At 72.9% G+C, this 15,561-nt stretch carries 10 protein-coding genes; 7 read left to right on the top strand and 3 right to left on the bottom strand.

The annotated features are described in order from the left end of the window. Positions 1-176: 176 nt before the first annotated feature. The 3 genes from ACFWEP_RS20375 to ACFWEP_RS20365 form a co-directional block, all read right to left on the bottom strand. Entirely contained in the window at positions 177-1,637 is a 1,461-nt protein-coding gene (locus tag ACFWEP_RS20375; protein ID WP_387371689.1) for a glutamate synthase subunit beta, read from the bottom strand. Beyond that, positions 1,630-6,189 carry a glutamate synthase large subunit gene (gene gltB / locus ACFWEP_RS20370; RefSeq protein ID WP_387371688.1) on the bottom strand — a complete coding sequence of 1,520 codons (4,560 nt, stop codon included), beginning with the start codon at positions 6,187-6,189 and terminating at the stop codon, positions 1,630-1,632. Before gltB ends, ACFWEP_RS20375 begins: the two co-directional genes overlap by 8 nt. A gap of 548 nt (positions 6,190-6,737) precedes the next feature. Then, positions 6,738-7,472 (bottom strand): VIT1/CCC1 transporter family protein, encoded by a 735-nt coding sequence (locus ACFWEP_RS20365; protein WP_387371687.1) that lies wholly within the window; start codon positions 7,470-7,472, stop codon positions 6,738-6,740. A 462-nt stretch (positions 7,473-7,934) separates the two neighbouring features. On the opposite strand from ACFWEP_RS20365, the gene ACFWEP_RS20360 reads away from it, so the two are divergent. From ACFWEP_RS20360 to ACFWEP_RS20330, 7 genes are all read left to right on the top strand, one after another. After that, positions 7,935-9,047, top strand: a complete 1,113-nt coding sequence (locus tag ACFWEP_RS20360) for an ADP-ribosylglycohydrolase family protein (protein ID WP_387371686.1) — start codon at positions 7,935-7,937, stop codon at positions 9,045-9,047. Next, positions 9,044-10,312 carry an ADP-ribosylglycohydrolase family protein gene (locus ACFWEP_RS20355; protein ID WP_387371685.1) on the top strand — a complete coding sequence of 423 codons (1,269 nt, stop codon included), beginning with the start codon at positions 9,044-9,046 and terminating at the stop codon, positions 10,310-10,312. Before ACFWEP_RS20360 ends, ACFWEP_RS20355 begins: the two co-directional genes overlap by 4 nt. Further along, positions 10,257-11,441: an ADP-ribosylglycohydrolase family protein gene (locus ACFWEP_RS20350; RefSeq protein ID WP_387371684.1), complete on the top strand. Its 1,185-nt coding sequence runs from the start codon at positions 10,257-10,259 to the stop codon at positions 11,439-11,441. Before ACFWEP_RS20355 ends, ACFWEP_RS20350 begins: the two co-directional genes overlap by 56 nt. Then, the gene (locus tag ACFWEP_RS20345) at positions 11,438-12,823 is read left to right on the top strand and encodes an ADP-ribosylglycohydrolase family protein (protein WP_387371683.1); all 1,386 of its coding nucleotides are present in this window, start codon (positions 11,438-11,440) and stop codon (positions 12,821-12,823) included. Before ACFWEP_RS20350 ends, ACFWEP_RS20345 begins: the two co-directional genes overlap by 4 nt. Next, a complete protein-coding gene (locus ACFWEP_RS20340) occupies positions 12,820-13,362 on the top strand; it encodes a PfkB family carbohydrate kinase (RefSeq protein WP_387371682.1) in 543 nt (180 codons plus the stop codon). The genes ACFWEP_RS20345 and ACFWEP_RS20340 overlap by 4 nt, the downstream gene beginning before the upstream one ends. After that, complete coding sequence (locus ACFWEP_RS20335; protein ID WP_387371681.1) at positions 13,359-14,570, top strand: CaiB/BaiF CoA transferase family protein; 1,212 nt, start codon at positions 13,359-13,361, stop codon at positions 14,568-14,570. Before ACFWEP_RS20340 ends, ACFWEP_RS20335 begins: the two co-directional genes overlap by 4 nt. A 92-nt stretch (positions 14,571-14,662) precedes the next feature. Continuing rightward, positions 14,663-15,499 (top strand): HpcH/HpaI aldolase/citrate lyase family protein, encoded by an 837-nt coding sequence (locus tag ACFWEP_RS20330; RefSeq protein WP_387371690.1) that lies wholly within the window; start codon positions 14,663-14,665, stop codon positions 15,497-15,499. Positions 15,500-15,561 lie beyond the last annotated feature (62 nt).

Genomic DNA, 15,561 nt, shown 5'->3' with positions numbered 1-15,561 from the left:
GAGACGTCTCCGTGCCGGGCATTCCCGTGTTCCGGCGGCCCGGCCCCGGAAGCGCCACGGCGCCCACCCAAGTCCGGTCGGGGACGAGGCAGGCGCCGCGTTCAGTTCCGTACGCCTTTGTACGGGACGTCTGCTCCGGGGCCGGCCGCGGAAGCGGCGGGTCCCGGCAGTCGGGGTCAGACCAACAGGGAACGGTCCGTCGGGCGGATCGGGGCCGGCAGCGCGCTGGTCCCGGTCAGGAAGCGGTCCACCCCGCGCGCCGCGGAGCGGCCCTCGGCGATGGCCCACACGATGAGCGACTGGCCGCGGCCCGCGTCACCGGCGACGAAGACGCCTTCGACGTTGGTCGCGTAGTCGGCGTCGCGGGCGATGTTACCGCGCTCGTCGAGGGCGACACCGAACTGCTCGACGAGGCCGTTGGCCTGGTCGGTGCCGGTGAAGCCCATGGCGAGGGTGACGAGCTGGGCCGGGATGACGCGCTCGGTGCCGGACTTCTGCTCCAGCTTGCCGTCCTTGAACTCCACCTCGATGAGGTGCAGCGCCTGGACGTTGCCGTCCTCGTCGCCCTCGAAGTGGGTGGTGGAGACGGAGTAGAGCCGCTCGCCGCCCTCCTCGTGCGCGGAGGTGACCTTGTAGAGCATGGGGAAGGTCGGCCAGGGCTGGTTGGCGTTCCGGTCCTCGCCCGGCTGCGGCATGATCTCCAGCTGGGTGACGGAGAGCGCGCCCTGGCGGTGGGCGGTGCCCACGCAGTCGGCGCCGGTGTCGCCGCCGCCGATGACCACGACGTGCTTGCCCTCGGCGGTGATCGGGGAGACCGTCAGGTCGCCCTCCTGCACCTTGTTGGCGAGCGGCAGGTACTCCATGGCGAAGTGGACGCCGTTCAGCTCGCGGCCCGGGACGGGCAGGTCGCGGGAGACCGTGGCACCGGCCGCGACGACGACCGCGTCGTAGCGGCGGCGGAGCGCGTCGGCCGGCATGTCGGCGCCGATCTCCACCTCGGTGCGGAACTTGGTGCCCTCCGCGCGCATCTGCTCGATGCGGCGGTTGATGTGCGACTTCTCCATCTTGAACTCGGGGATGCCGTAGCGCAGCAGGCCGCCGATGCGGTCGGCGCGCTCGTACACGACGACCGTGTGGCCGGCCCGGGTCAGCTGCTGTGCGGCGGCCAGTCCGGCGGGGCCGGAGCCGATGACGGCGACGGTCTTGCCGGAGAGGCGCTCGGGCGGCTGCGGGGTGACGTCGCCGCTGTCCCACGCCTTGTCGATGATGGAGACTTCGACGTTCTTGATGGTGACGGCCGGCTGGTTGATGCCGAGCACGCACGCCGACTCACAGGGAGCCGGGCAGAGCCGCCCGGTGAACTCCGGGAAGTTGTTCGTGGCGTGCAGGCGCTCGGACGCGGCGGTCCAGTCCTCGCGGTAGGCGTAGTCGTTCCACTCGGGGATGAGGTTTCCGAGCGGACAGCCGTTGTGGCAGAACGGGATGCCGCAGTCCATGCAGCGGCCGGCCTGCTTGCTGATGATGGGGAGCAGGGAGCCCGGAACGTAGACCTCGTTCCAGTCCTTGACGCGCTCTCCCACGGGGCGGGTCTTCGCGACCTCGCGCCCGGTGGTCAGGAAGCCCTTGGGGTCAGCCATTGGTCGCCGCCTCCATCATCTTCTCGGTGGTCTCCTGCTCGGAGAGACCGGCGAGCTCAGCGGCGTCCTTGGCGGCGAGCACTGCCTTGTAGGTGGACGGGATGATCTTGCTGAAGCGGGTCACCGAGGTGGCCCACTCGGCGAGGAGCTTCTCGGCGACGGTCGAGCCGGTCTCCTCCTGGTGGCGGCGCACGACGTCGTGCAGCCACTGGCCGTCGGCCTCGGAGAGTTCCTCGACCGCGCCGCGGCTGCCCGGGTTGACGTTGTCTCGGTCCAGGTCGACGACGTACGCGACACCGCCGGACATGCCGGCCGCGAAGTTGCGGCCGGTCTCGCCGAGGACGACCGCGTGGCCGCCGGTCATGTACTCGCAGCCGTGGTCGCCCACGCCTTCGGAGACGACGGTGGCCCCGGAGTTGCGGACGCAGAAGCGTTCGCCGGTGCGGCCCCGCAGGAACAGCTCGCCGCCGGTGGCGCCGTAGCCGATGGTGTTGCCCGCGATGGTGGAGTACTCGGCGAGGTGGTCGGCGCCGCGGTCCGGACGGACCACGACGCGGCCGCCGGAGAGGCCCTTGCCGACGTAGTCGTTGGCGTCGCCCTCCAGGCGCAGCGTGACACCGGCCGGGAGGAAGGCGCCGAAGGACTGGCCGGCCGAGCCGGTGAAGGTGATGTCGATGGTGTTCTCGGGCAGGCCCGCACCGCCGAACTTCTTCGTGACCTCGTGGCCGAGCATCGTACCGACGGTGCGGTTGATGTTGCGGATGGCGACCTGGGCGCGGACCGGCTGGGCGGCTTCCGCGCTGTCGGCGCCGAGCGCGTCGGCGGCGAGCTTGATCAGCTCGTTGTCGAGCGCCTTGGCGAGACCGTGGTCCTGCTCGTTGATCCGGTGGCGGACCGCGCCCTCGGGGAGCTCGGGCACGTGGAACAGCGGCGCCAGGTCGAGGCCCTGGGCCTTCCAGTGGGTGATCGCCCGGTCGGTGTCGAGGAGCTCGGCGTGGCCGACCGCCTCTTCGATCGTGCGGAAGCCCAGCTCGGCGAGGATCTCGCGGACCTCCTCGGCGATGAACCGGAAGAAGTTCACGACGTACTCGGCCTTGCCGGAGAAGCGGTCGCGCAGCACGGGGTTCTGCGTGGCGATGCCGACCGGGCAGGTGTCGAGGTGGCAGACGCGCATCATGACGCAGCCGGAGACGACGAGCGGGGCGGTCGCGAAACCGAACTCCTCGGCGCCCAGCAGTGCGGCGATGACGACGTCGCGGCCGGTCTTGAGCTGGCCGTCGGTCTGCACGACGATGCGGTCGCGCAGGCCGTTGAGGAGCAGCGTCTGCTGGGTCTCGGCGAGGCCGAGCTCCCAGGGGCCGCCCGCGTGCTTGAGCGAGGTGAGCGGGGAGGCGCCCGTTCCGCCGTCGTGGCCGGAGATGAGGACGACGTCCGCGTGGGCCTTGGACACACCGGCCGCGACCGTTCCGACGCCGACTTCGGAGACCAGCTTCACGTGGATGCGGGCCGCCGGGTTGGCGTTCTTGAGGTCGTGGATCAGCTGAGCCAGGTCCTCGATGGAGTAGATGTCGTGGTGAGGCGGCGGCGAGATGAGGCCGACGCCCGGGGTGGAGTGCCGGGTCTTGGCGACCCAGGGGTAGACCTTGTGGCCGGGCAGCTGGCCGCCCTCGCCGGGCTTGGCGCCCTGCGCCATCTTGATCTGGATGTCGTCGGCGTGGACGAGGTACTCGCTGGTGACACCGAAGCGGCCGGAGGCGACCTGCTTGATGGCCGAGCGGCGTGCCGGGTCGTGCAGACGGTCGGAGTCCTCGCCGCCTTCGCCGGTGTTGGACTTGGCGCCGAGCTGGTTCATCGCGATGGCGAGCGTCTCGTGCGCCTCGCGGGAGATCGAGCCGTACGACATGGCGCCGGTGGAGAAGCGCTGGACGATGTCGGCGACCGACTCGACCTCGTCGACGGAGATCGGGGCGCGGTCGGACTTGAAGCCGAACAGGCCGCGGAGCGTCATCAGCCGCTCGGACTGCTCGTTCACCCGGTCCGTGTACTTCTTGAAGATGTCGTACCGGCGGTTGCGGGTGGCGTGCTGGAGGCGGAAGACCGTCTCCGGGTCGAACAGGTGCGGTTCGCCCTCGCGGCGCCACTGGTATTCGCCGCCGATCTCCAGCGCGCGGTGCGAGGCCGCGATGCCGGAGGCGGGGTACGCCTTGGTGTGCCGGGCGGCGACCTCCTTGGCGACGACGTCGAGGCCGGCGCCGCCGATCTTGGTGGCGGTGCCGTTGAAGTACGTCGCGACGAAGGCCTCGTCGAGGCCGACGGCCTCGAAGACCTGGGCGCCGCGGTAGGAGGCGACGGTGGAGATGCCCATCTTCGACATGACCTTGAGGACGCCCTTGCCGAGGGCGTAGATCAGGTTGCGGATGGCCTGCTCGGCCTCGATGCCCTCGATGAACGTGCCGGCGCGGACGAGGTCCTCGACGGACTCCATGGCGAGGTACGGGTTGACGGCGGCGGCGCCGTAACCGATCAGCAGGGCGACGTGGTGGACCTCGCGGACGTCACCGGCCTCGACCAGCAGGCCCACCTGGGTGCGCTGCTTGGTGCGGATGAGGTGGTGGTGGACGGCGGAGGTGAGCAGCAGCGACGGGATCGGCGCGTGCTCGGCGTCGGAGTGCCGGTCGGAGAGGACGATGAGGCGGGCGCCGTCCTCGATGGCGGTGTCGACCTCGGTGCAGATGGCCTCGATGCGGGCGGCGAGGGCGTCGCCGCCGCCGCTGACGCGGTAGAGGCCGGCGAGGGTGGCGGCCTTCATGCCCGGCATGTCGCCGTCGGCGTTGATGTGTATCAGCTTGGCGAGCTCGTCGTTGTCGATCACCGGGAACGGCAGCGTGACGCTGCGGCAGGTCGCGGCGGTCGGCTCCAGGATGTTGCCCTGGGGGCCGAGCGAGGAGCGCAGCGAGGTGACGAGCTCCTCGCGGATGGCGTCCAGCGGCGGGTTGGTGACCTGGGCGAAGAGCTGGGTGAAGTAGTCGAAGAGCAGCCGGGGCCGGGCGGAGAGCGCGGCGATCGGCGAGTCGGTGCCCATGGAGCCGAGCGGTTCACCGGCGGTGCGGGCCATCGGGGCGAGGATGACGCGGAGCTCTTCCTCGGTGTAGCCGAAGGTCTGCTGGCGGCGGGTGACCGAGGCGTGGGTGTGCACGATGTGCTCGCGCTCGGGGAGGTCGCCGAGTTCGATCTCGCCGGTCTCCAGCCACTCCTCGTAGGGCTGCTCGCCCGCGAGGCCGTCCTTGATCTCGTCGTCTTCGATGATGCGGTGCTCGGCGGTGTCGACGAGGAACATCTTGCCGGGCTGGAGGCGGCCCTTGCGGACGACCTTGGCGGGGTCGATGTCGAGGACGCCGACCTCGGAGGAGAGGACGACGAGGCCCTCGTCGGTGACCCAGTAGCGGCCGGGGCGCAGTCCGTTGCGGTCGAGGACCGCGCCGACCTGGGTGCCGTCGGTGAAGGTGACGCAGGCGGGTCCGTCCCAGGGCTCCATCATCGTGGAGTGGTACTGGTAGAACGCGCGGCGGGCCGGGGCCATGGAGTCGTGGTTCTCCCACGCCTCGGGGACCATCATCAGCACCGAGTGGGGCAGCGAGCGTCCGCCGAGGTGGAGCAGCTCCAGGACCTCGTCGAAGGAGGCCGAGTCGGAGGCGTCCGGGGTGCAGACGGGGAAGATGCGGTCGAGCGCGGCGTCCCCGAAGAGTCCGGAGGCGAGCTGCGACTCGCGGGCCTTCATCCAGTTGCGGTTGCCCTTGACCGTGTTGATCTCGCCGTTGTGGGCGACGAAGCGGTACGGGTGTGCCAGCGGCCAGCTGGGGAAGGTGTTGGTGGAGAAGCGGGAGTGGACGAGTGCGACGGCCGTGGCGAACCGGCGGTCGGACAGGTCGGGGAAGAACGGCTCCAGCTGCCCGGTGGTGAGCATGCCCTTGTAGACGAGGGTGCGGGCGGAGAGCGACGGGAAGTAGACACCGGCCTCCCGCTCGGCACGCTTGCGCAGGACGAAGGCCTTGCGGTCCAGGGCGATGCCGGTGCTGGTGCCGTCGGCCACGAAGAGCTGACGGAACTCGGGCATGGTGGCGCGGGCGCCCTTGCCGAGGAGGCCGGGGGCGACGGGGACCTCTCGCCAGCCGAGGACGTCGAGGCCCTCTTCGCCGGCGATCTTCTCGATCTCCTCGACGGCGTCCGTGGAGCCGTCGGCGGGGAGGAAGGCGATGCCGACGGCGTACGCGCCGGCTTCGGGGAGGTCGAAGCCGGTCTCTTCGCGGAGGAAGGCGTCGGGGACCTGGAGGAGGATGCCGGCGCCGTCGCCGGAGTCGGGCTCGGAGCCGGTGGCGCCGCGGTGTTCGAGGTTGCGCAGTACGGTCAGCGCCTGCTCGACCAGCGCGTGGCTGGCCACACCGGTCAGGGTGGCGACGAACCCGACGCCGCAGGCGTCGTGCTCGTTACGGGGGTCGTACATCCCCTGCTGGGCGGGGCGACCGTCCATGGGCGACCAGGCGTGGATGCGCATCGGCTCTCCCGTCGTCGTCGTGGCATATGCATTGCCGAGGGACGACGTTGGCCCTCTGCGAAATTTCGTGCAGGTTACATGATGGGGCGCTTCTCGCTGAGCGGAAGGCCCGTTCCAACATGCGGACGTGGCATCGCGAAGGATGGGGTCGCAGTCGGAGAGATCAACGCCCGGGGAGCCGCAGAGCGCAGGCGTCGTTGCCTGCGGTGTCTGAGGCTCATGCCCGGCGGCCATGCGATCGAAACCAGGAAGTAACGATTACTTATGTGGTGTCGTGCATAGGCTCTCATTTTACGTTGCGCAAGCCTCATCCGCCCAGTAGCGGAAACCAGGACGTACGTCACACGCGTTTCCGGGGTGTTGCGGGTTGCTTTCCGGGTCGCCGTATGAATGGGGCCGTACGGGTGAACCGGACGTGTACCCGCGGGGCGACGGCCCGTTGGGCGGTCCCGGGGCGCCCGGAAACGCCCCGGCGACCGCCGTCGGGCGGTCCGCGCCACCGGGCCCACCGCCGGTCGCGGACCCCGACTTCGGGACGGACTCGCAGGTCAGCCGCCGACCGCCACCCCGAAGACTCCCCCGAGCCCGTAGGTGAGCGCGGCAGCGCCGCCGCCCAGCGCCAGCTGTCGCAGCCCGCTGAACCACCAGCTGCGGGCCGTCACCCGGGCCACCACCGCACCGCAGCCGAAGAGGCCGAGGAGGGCCAGCAGGACGGCGGGCCAGAGCGCGGTCGCGCCGAGCAGGTACGGCAGCAGCGGCAGCAGGGCACCGAGCGCGAAGGCCGCGAACGAGGAACCGGCGGCCACGAGCGGCGACGGAAGGTCGCCGGGATCGATGCCGAGCTCTTCGCGGGCGTGGATCTCCAGGGCCTGCTCCGGGTCCTCGGACAGCTGCCGCGCGACCTCGGCGGCCAGCTTCGGCTCGACGCCCCGTGAGACGTACAGGTCCGCCAGCTCGCGCATCTCGTCGTACGGATGCTTGCGCAACTCGCGCCGCTCCACGTCGAGTTCGGCCTCCACCAGCTCCCGCTGGGAGGCGACCGAGGTGTATTCGCCGGCCGCCATGGAGAACGCTCCGGCCGCGAGGCCGGCCAGCCCCGTGATGACGATGGTCCGGTGTGAGACGTCGCCGCCCGCGACACCCGTCATCAGCGCGAGGTTCGAGACCAGGCCGTCCATGGCACCGAAGACGGCGGGGCGTAGCCAGCCACCGTTGACGTCCCGGTGGGTGTGGTTGTCGCGGTGCGCCTCGTGCAGTGCGGCGTCGGTCTCGATGATGGACACGGTGCTCCCCAGATCCGCCGGCGGTTCCGCAGCCCCTCCGCCACCGCCCGGCAGCATCGAAAGTACGCACGAAAATCGGCGCCCGCCAGCAAGGCAGGCCGTACTTACCACCGCTCTGACCAGGCAGGACAGGCATGGCTCACCTTCCTTTCCGGGGTTCGCGCACACCTTCCGGAGCCCTCGCGCGCACCTTCCGGCATCTTCACGAGCACCTTTCGGAAGGGTCCGTCCCCGTTCACCCGTCCGGCTGCCGCACCGATGGTGCTCGTCATCCTTTCGGGTGGGACTTCGAAAGACGGCGCCTTGCCCCGCCGGGATTTCCCGTTCCTCCGTCCAGCTCCTCACTCCGTTTCGTCTAGGTTCATCCGCATGGCCCTTTTATTCCGGTTGTCAGCCTTCCCGCCCGCCGGGCGTGGGACAGATCGGAGAGGGGGAAATCGTGTACGGACGAAGGGTCGTTCGATGGAACCGATCACGGGCAAGGACCGGGCCCGGGGCGCACTGCTCGGGCTGGCCGTCGGGGACGCGCTGGGTGCCCCGGCGGAGAACCTGAGACCGTCACAGATCCGCGCCCGCTGGGGCCGGATCGAGGGCTTCGTCAGCGAGGACCCGGCGGGGACGGACGACACCGAGTACGCGATCTTCTCCGGGCTGTTGCTGGCCCGTCACGGTTCGGCGCTCACCGTCGCCGACGTGGACCGGGCCTGGCACCACTGGATCGCCGATCTGGACGAAGGGCCCTTCCGGGGCGCGGGGTTCAGCGAGCGCGGCACCCTGGAGAACCTCCGCCGGGGGCTGGCCGCGCCGATCTCCGCGCAGCACCGGCACGCCTGGAGCGACGGGCTGGCGATGCGGGCGGCCCCGTTCGGGGTGTTCGCGGCCGGACGGCCCGCCGAGGCGGCCCGGCTGGTGGCGATCGACGGGCAGGTCAGCCACGACGGCGAGGGCATCTACGGCGGCCAGGCGGTCGCGGCCGGGGTGGCGGCGGCGATGGTCGGGGCGGGCCCCGCCTCGGTGATCGCGGCGGCGCTGTCGGTGGTGCCGATGGACTCGTGGACCGCGCGCTCCCTGCGCCGGGCGGTGACCGCCGCGGGGCGCGCCTACCCGGACCGGCTGACGGCCGAGCGCGCCGTGCGGTCGGCGGTGGTGATCGGCGGCTACCCGTGGACGGACCTGGCGCCGGAGGCGGTGGGCCTGGCGTTCGGCGCCTTCACGGCCGCGCGCGGCGACTTCCGTACGGCCGTGCTGATGGCGGTCAACATGGGGCGGGACGCCGACACCACGGCGGCGGTGGCGGGCGCGCTGGCCGGGGCCTGGCAGGGGGCGGCGGCGATCCCCCCGGAGTGGGCCACCGCGATCGGCCCGGTGCGCGGCAGCTGCCTGCCGTCGATGCGGGGCTACCACGTACTGGACATCGCGGAACTGCTGACCGCGGGCGACCCGGCGGGTGTGCCGGACGCACCGGTGGCGGCCGGGGCCACACCGCCGGGCAGGGAGGCGGTGGACGCCGCGCACGGGCCGGTGGACGAGTCGGTGCCGGTGGCTCTGCTCCACGCGGAAGGCGTGCTCCGATGACCGCGGCGGCCACGGACGGGGCACTCCCCGAAAGCGCCGACGCGAGCCGCGCCGGCACGGAGCAGCCGGAGACGACCCGGCGTGCGCGGATCGAGGGCCTGCTGCTGGGGCTCGCCGCCGGGGACGCGGCCGGCTGGCCCGCCGCCCGGCACCGGGCGGCCCGGATGCCCGAGTGGACCCGGCGGCTCACCCGGGAGCTGGACACCTTCGCCGAGCAGAACGCGACGACCACGCTGCCGGTGCCGATCGCACTGAACCAGCCGCCGGAACCACTGCGGCTGGGCCCTTCGGACGACGCCGAGTGGGCCGCGTTCGCCGCGGGTACGGTGCTCGCGGCGGCGGCCGACGAGGCGCACGGGCTCGCCCCCTCCCGCCGGATGCGGGACGCCGTGGACCGCGCCTGGAACGCGCTGGCCGCCAAGGTCGCGGCGGCCAGTGAGCGGGCACCCGAGGTGGAGGCGGCGGTGCTGCCGCTGCGCGCCCGGATCTCGGTGCGCGCGGGCCTCGGCAATCTCGCCGCCGGGCTGCGGCCCCCCGCCACCGGGCACGACAACCCGCACTACTTCGACGACGCCGCCTGTGTCCGGGCCGCGGTGCTCGCGGTGGTGCATCCGGGCGATCCGGCCGCCGCCGCGGCGCTCGCCGAGTTCGACGCCCGGTACACGCAGGACGGCGACGGGGTGCACGGTGCGCGGGCCATCGCCGCCGCCGTCGCCGAGGCGCTCGCCGGGGCGGACGTGAGAGCGGTGGTGGACGCGGCGCTCGCGCAGCTTCCCGAGGGCACCGAGATCGCGCGCAACGCGGTGCACGCGGTGCGCCTCGCACGGGAGTTCGCGGACGAGCCCGCAGGGGCCTTCTCGCTCGTCCCGGTGCTGGAGCACCAGATCGTGGACCACGTCTACAGCTACGGGATCGCGGCCGCCGAGACGGTACCGGTGGCGCTCGCGCTGACCACCGCGGCGCGGGGCCAGATCGCCCAGGCGGTCCCGGCGGCGGCCTGTCTGTCCCGGGTCGCGGACTCGGCGCCCGCGCTCGCCGGGGCGCTGACCGGGACGCTCGGCGGCATCCGGACCGTACCGGCCGGGTGGCGGGAAGCCTGCCGGACGCTCGCCGGGTGCGCGCTGCCCCGGCTCGCGGGCACCGATCTGATCGAACTCGCCGGGCTGCTCGCAGCCACGGAACAGGCCGCCACGGGTGGACAATTCAGCCATGATCCCCACAGCGAGTACTCAACACCCCGTATCGGACACGCTTTCCCTCGATGAACGTGTGAGCGGAGCCCTCGTCGGCGCCGCCGTCGGCGACGCGCTCGGGGGGCCGGTCGAGGGCTGGACCTCCGAGCAGATCGCGGAACGGCACGGCGGGCGGGTGCACGGGATCGTCGGCCCCTGGTACGGCGACGACTGGCGCACCGCCCGCCCGATCGCCCCGTACCACAAGGGCGATGGGCACGTCACCGACGACACCTTGATGACCCACGCGCTGGTGCGGGTGTACGACGCGGTCCGCGACCACCTGGACGCGTACTCCGTCGCCACGCACCTGGTCCCGGACCTGATCTCCACCCCGCGCTGGATTCCGGAGCTGGAGGCGGAAGCGCTGCCGCTCCAGCGGATCTTCCTCGCGGAGAAGTGGCTCGTGGCGCGGGTGCACTACGGGCACGTCGATCCGCGCGAGGCGGGCAGCGGAAACATCGTCAACTGCGGGGCCGCGATGTACATGGCGCCGGTCGGGCTGGTCAACGCGGCGCATCCGGAGGCGGCGTACGCGGAGGCGCTGGAGGTCGCGGCGCCGCACCAGTCCAGTTACGGCCGGGAGGCGGCCGGGGTGTTCGCGGCGGCCGTCGCGGCGGCCTGCGTGCCGGGTGCCACGCCGGTCTCGGTGGTCGAGGCGTGCCTGGCGCTCGCCAAGGACGGTACCCGCGCGGCGATCGAGGCGGTGTGCGAGGAGGCGGCCCGGCACGGTGACCCCGAGTCGGCGCTGGTGCCGCTCCGGGAGGCGGTGGCCCCCTTCGACACGGTCGGCCCCGACTACCGTTCCCCCTCACTCGGCGCCCGTCGGCCGTCGCGGCTGCACTCCATCGAGGAACTGCCCGTCGCCCTGGGCATGCTGCTCGCCGGTGGCGGTGACTACCGCCGTACGGTGCTGGGTTCCGTCAACTACGGGCGGGACTGCGACTCGATCGCCACCATGAGCGGGGCGATCGTCGGCGCGCTCCACGGCGAGACGGCGGTGCCCGAGGAGTGGGCGAAGACGGTCGCCGAGGCGAGCCGGCTCGACCTGCACGCCCCGGCGCGCACGCTGACGGCGGTGGCGCGCGAGGTGTTCGCCGCCGACACCGCCCGCCGCCGCGCCCACGAGGCGGCCTTCGCGGTGCTGGCGGGTGGGCGGTGAACGTACGGCTGACCTGGGTCCAGCCCGAGGACCTGATCGGGCACGAACTGCGCCAGGCGGAACAGGACGGCCGGGACGCCTCACGGATCGCCGGGCGGTGGTACGCGGCCGGGGGTCCACCCGCACCGGAGCGGGCCGGGGTCTCGGAGGTACCCGCACCACCCCGGCTGCGCGCCCTCGCCGAGCGGTTGCTCGATGAACTCGCTCTGCTGGAAAGCCCGTTGGCGGCGGAGGAACCCACCGGGCTGGCGGCCGTACGGGCGCTCTGCCCGCGGTGGCCCGCCCCGCCGGCCGCCCGTCCCGCGCCGGACCTGGCCCGGCTGCACGCCGGATGGCTGGGCCGGGCGGCGGGCTGTCTGCTCGGCAAGCCGGTGGAGAAGCTGCCGCTGGAGGGCATCCGCGCACTCGGCCGGGCGAGCGGCAACTGGCCGCTCACCGACTGGTTCACCGCCCGGGGCGTGCCGGACGGGCTGCTCTCCGCCCACCCCTGGAACCGCCGCTCCGCCCCCACCTCGCTGGCGGAGAACATCGACGGGATGCCGGAGGACGACGACCTCAACTTCCCTCTGCTGACGCTGTTGCTGCTCCACCGTCACGGCCGCGGCTTCACCACCGACGACCTCGCGCGGCTCTGGCTGGACGAACTGCCGGCCGGCCGGACCTTCACCGCCGAGCGGATCGCCTACCGCAACCTGCTGGACGGGGTGGAGCCGCCGCTCACGGCCCGGTACCGCAACCCGTTCCGGGAGTGGATCGGCGCCCAGATCCGCGCCGACGTGCACGGCTGGACCTGCCCCGGCGATCCGGGCGCGGCGGCGGAGCAGGCGCACCGGGACGCGGTGCTCACCCACACGGCGAACGGCGTGTACGGGGCGATGTTCACCGCGGCGGCGCTGGCCGAAGCGGCCGGCGGGGCGAGCGACGTGCACGGGTGTCTGGCCGCCGGTCTGCGCGTGGTGCCGCCCGGGTCCCGGTACGCCCGCGCGGTACGCCTCGGCATCGACACGGCCGAGGCGGCACGGGCGGGCCGGGCTGCGGGCGGCTTCGACGCGGTCGTCGACCGGCTGCACGAGGTCTACGCCGCCACCCACCACTGGGTGCACGTGCTGCCCAACGCGGCGCTGCTCGCCGCCGCCCTCACCCACGCCGACGGCGACTTCACCCGCTCGGTCGGCAACGCCGTGATGGGCGGCTGGGACACCGACTCGAACGGGGCGACCGCCGGGTCGCTCGCCGGGCTGCTGGCGGGCCACCCGGACGCGCTGCCCGGCCACTGGACCGCCCCGCTGAAGAACCGGCTCGCCACCACGGTGGCGGGTTTCGACGGCACCGGCTTCGACACCCTCGCCGATATGACCTATCAGGAGGCACTGACCCCATGACCCGCATCACGGTGCTCGGCAGCATCACCATGGATCCGGTCGCCTACGCCGCACGGGCGCCGGTACTCGGCGAGACCGTCGCCGGGAAGGAGTTCCGTACCGTGCCCGGCGGCAAGGGCGCCCATCAGGCGGTGGCCGCCGCGCGGGCGGGCGGGGAGGTCACGAGGGCCGGCGCGGTCGCCGCCGACGCGTACGGCTCACGGCTGCGGGGCGTCCTGACGAGCTCGGGGGCCGGCACCGCTCTCGTGCGTACGGCCGAGAGCGCCGGCGGCACGGCGCACGTCGTGGTCGACGACACCGGTGCCGAGCCGATCGTGGTGGTGCCGGGAGCGAACGGCACGGTCACCGCGCTGGGGCGTGTGCCGAAAGTGGCGCCGTCCGCGGGCGCCACCTTCCTCGGGACGCCGGCCGTGGCCCTCGGCGAGGGACGGCTGGCCGACAAGGCGGTCGCCCGGGCGTCCTCGGCCGCCGCCCTCTACGTCCAGAAGCCGGGCGCCTCCACCTCCATGCCCTACCGAAGCGAGATCGATGCCTCATGACCGATTCCGGGACCACTCCCACCCCCACTCCTCTGTCGGGCCTGCGGGTCCTCGATCTCGCCACCCTCTTCGCCGGTCCGCTCGCGGCGACCATGCTCGGTGACTTCGGCGCCGAGGTGATCAAGGTCGAGCATCCGCGCAAACCCGACCCTTCGCGCGGCCACGGCCCCGCGAAGGAAGGGGTCGGTCTCTGGTGGAAACTGCTCGGCCGCAACAAGCGCAACCTCACCCTGGACCTGTCCAGCCCCGGCGGGCGCGAGGTGCTGCTGCGGCTGGCAGCCGAGAGCGATGTGATCATCGAGAACTTCCGGCCCGGCACCCTGGAGCGCTGGGGCCTCGGCTGGGAGGAGCTGGAGGCGGTCAACCCCCGGCTGGTGCTGACCCGGGTGACGGCCTTCGGGCAGTTCGGCCCGTACTCGCACCGGCCCGGGTTCGGGACGCTCGCCGAGGCGATGAGCGGTTTCGCGTCGATCACCGGGGAGCCGGAGGGGCCGCCGACGCTGCCGCCGTTCGGCCTCGCCGACTCGATCGCGGCGCTCGCCACCGCGTACGCCGTGATGGCGGCGCTCTCCGGGCGCGACCGCACCGGCCGGGGGCAGGTGGTCGACATGGCGATCATCGAGCCGATCCTGACGGTGCTGGGGCCGCAGCCGCTCTGGTTCGACCAGCTCGGCCACGTCCAGCAGCGCACCGGCAACCGCTCGCGCAACAACGCCCCGCGCAACACCTACCGCACCTCGGACGGCCAGTGGGTCGCCGTCTCGACCTCGGCGCAGTCGATCGCCGAGCGGGTCATGCGGCTGGTCGGACGCCCCGAGCTGATCGACGAGCCGTGGTTCGCGTCGGGCGCGACCCGGGCGGAGCACGCGGACGAGCTGGACGGGGCGGTCGGGTCGTGGATCTCCCGGCACACCCGGGACGACGCGCTCGCCGAGTTCGAGAAGGCGGAAGCGGCCATCGCCCCGATCTACGACGTGCGGGACGTGATGGAGGACCCGCAGTACCGGGCACTCGACAGCGTCACCGAGGTGGACGACCCGGAGCTGGGGCCGCTGCGGATGCAGAACGTCCTCTTCCGGCTCTCGGAGACACCGGGCTCCATCCGGTGGGCGGGCCGCCCGCACGGGGCCGACACCGAGGAGATCCTCCACGAGCTGGGCCTGTCCGGCGAGCGGATCGAGGCGCTGCGCTCCGAGGGGGCGCTGTGACGGCGGCCGAGGCGCGGCCCCGCGCCGCCGCGTCAGTCCCGCCCGGCGACAGCTCCCCCCAAGGCGCGCACGACCCGTACGACACCAGTCCGGTGCCGCTGACCTGGCTGTACGTGCCCGGCGACCGGCCGGAGGTGGTGCTCAAGGCGCTGGGTGCCGGGGCGGACGTGGTGATCGTGGACCTGGAAGACGCGGTCGCCCCGGGCCGCAAGGAGTACGCCCGGTCGGCCACCGCCGAGCTGCTCACCGACCCGGTGACCACGGCCGAGGACGCCGTACCGGTCCATGTACGGGTGCACGGGGAGGACGATGTGCGGGCTCTGGCGGGGCTGCCCGGGCTGTCCGGGATACGGCTCCCCAAGATCACGCACGCGGTGTCCGTGCACCACGTGGCGGCCCTGGCCCCCGGGGTTGCGCTCTATCCCCTGCTCGAATCGGCGCTCGCGATCGAACACGCGTACTCCATCGCCTCGGCCCACCACGACGTGCGGGGCATCGCGCTCGGGGAGTCGGACCTCCGCGCCGATCTGGGTGTGCGGGACGACGTCGGGCTCGACTGGTCGCGCAGCCGGATCGTGGTGGCGGCGCGGGCGGCCGGGCTGGAGCCACCGACGCAGTCGGTCTTCCCCGACGTGCGCGATCTGGACGGGCTGTGGGCCTCGTGCGGCCGGGGTCGGGCGCTCGGGATGCTGGGGCGGGCGGCGATCCACCCCCGGCAGTTGCCGGTGATCGAGCGGGCCTTCCGGCCGACCGACCAGGAGCTGGAGGCCGCCGAGGAGATCGTGGCCGCGGCCCGTACGGACGCGGGCGCGCTCGCGCTCCCGGACGGCCGGTTCGTGGACGCGGCGGTGGCCGCCGCCGCGCACCGCACCCTCGCCCTCGGGCGGCGGACGGCCGCGGCGGCGGGTTCGGGGGCATCCGTCGGCTGACGGCTCGCCGCACGGTCACGGGCGGCCCGGAAACGAGGAAGGCCGCCGCACCCGGTCCGGGT

Source organism: Streptomyces sp. NPDC060198 (assembly GCF_042728415.1).
Taxonomy (GTDB): Bacteria; Actinomycetota; Actinomycetes; order Streptomycetales; family Streptomycetaceae; genus Streptomyces.
The sequence above is the reverse complement of the archived record's forward strand: the minus strand, read 5'-3'. Positions and strand labels throughout refer to the sequence as shown.

Coding starts and splice junctions, on each gene's coding strand:
- gltB (WP_387371688.1), bottom strand. CDS start 6,189: ATGCGCATCCACGCCTGGTCGCCCATGGACGGTCGCCCCGCCCAGCAG.
- ACFWEP_RS20360 (WP_387371686.1), top strand. CDS start 7,935: ATGGAACCGATCACGGGCAAGGACCGGGCCCGGGGCGCACTGCTCGGG.
- ACFWEP_RS20350 (WP_387371684.1), top strand. CDS start 10,257: ATGATCCCCACAGCGAGTACTCAACACCCCGTATCGGACACGCTTTCC.
- ACFWEP_RS20375 (WP_387371689.1), bottom strand. CDS start 1,637: ATGGCTGACCCCAAGGGCTTCCTGACCACCGGGCGCGAGGTCGCGAAG.
- ACFWEP_RS20355 (WP_387371685.1), top strand. CDS start 9,044: ATGACCGCGGCGGCCACGGACGGGGCACTCCCCGAAAGCGCCGACGCG.
- ACFWEP_RS20335 (WP_387371681.1), top strand. CDS start 13,359: ATGACCGATTCCGGGACCACTCCCACCCCCACTCCTCTGTCGGGCCTG.
- ACFWEP_RS20340 (WP_387371682.1), top strand. CDS start 12,820: ATGACCCGCATCACGGTGCTCGGCAGCATCACCATGGATCCGGTCGCC.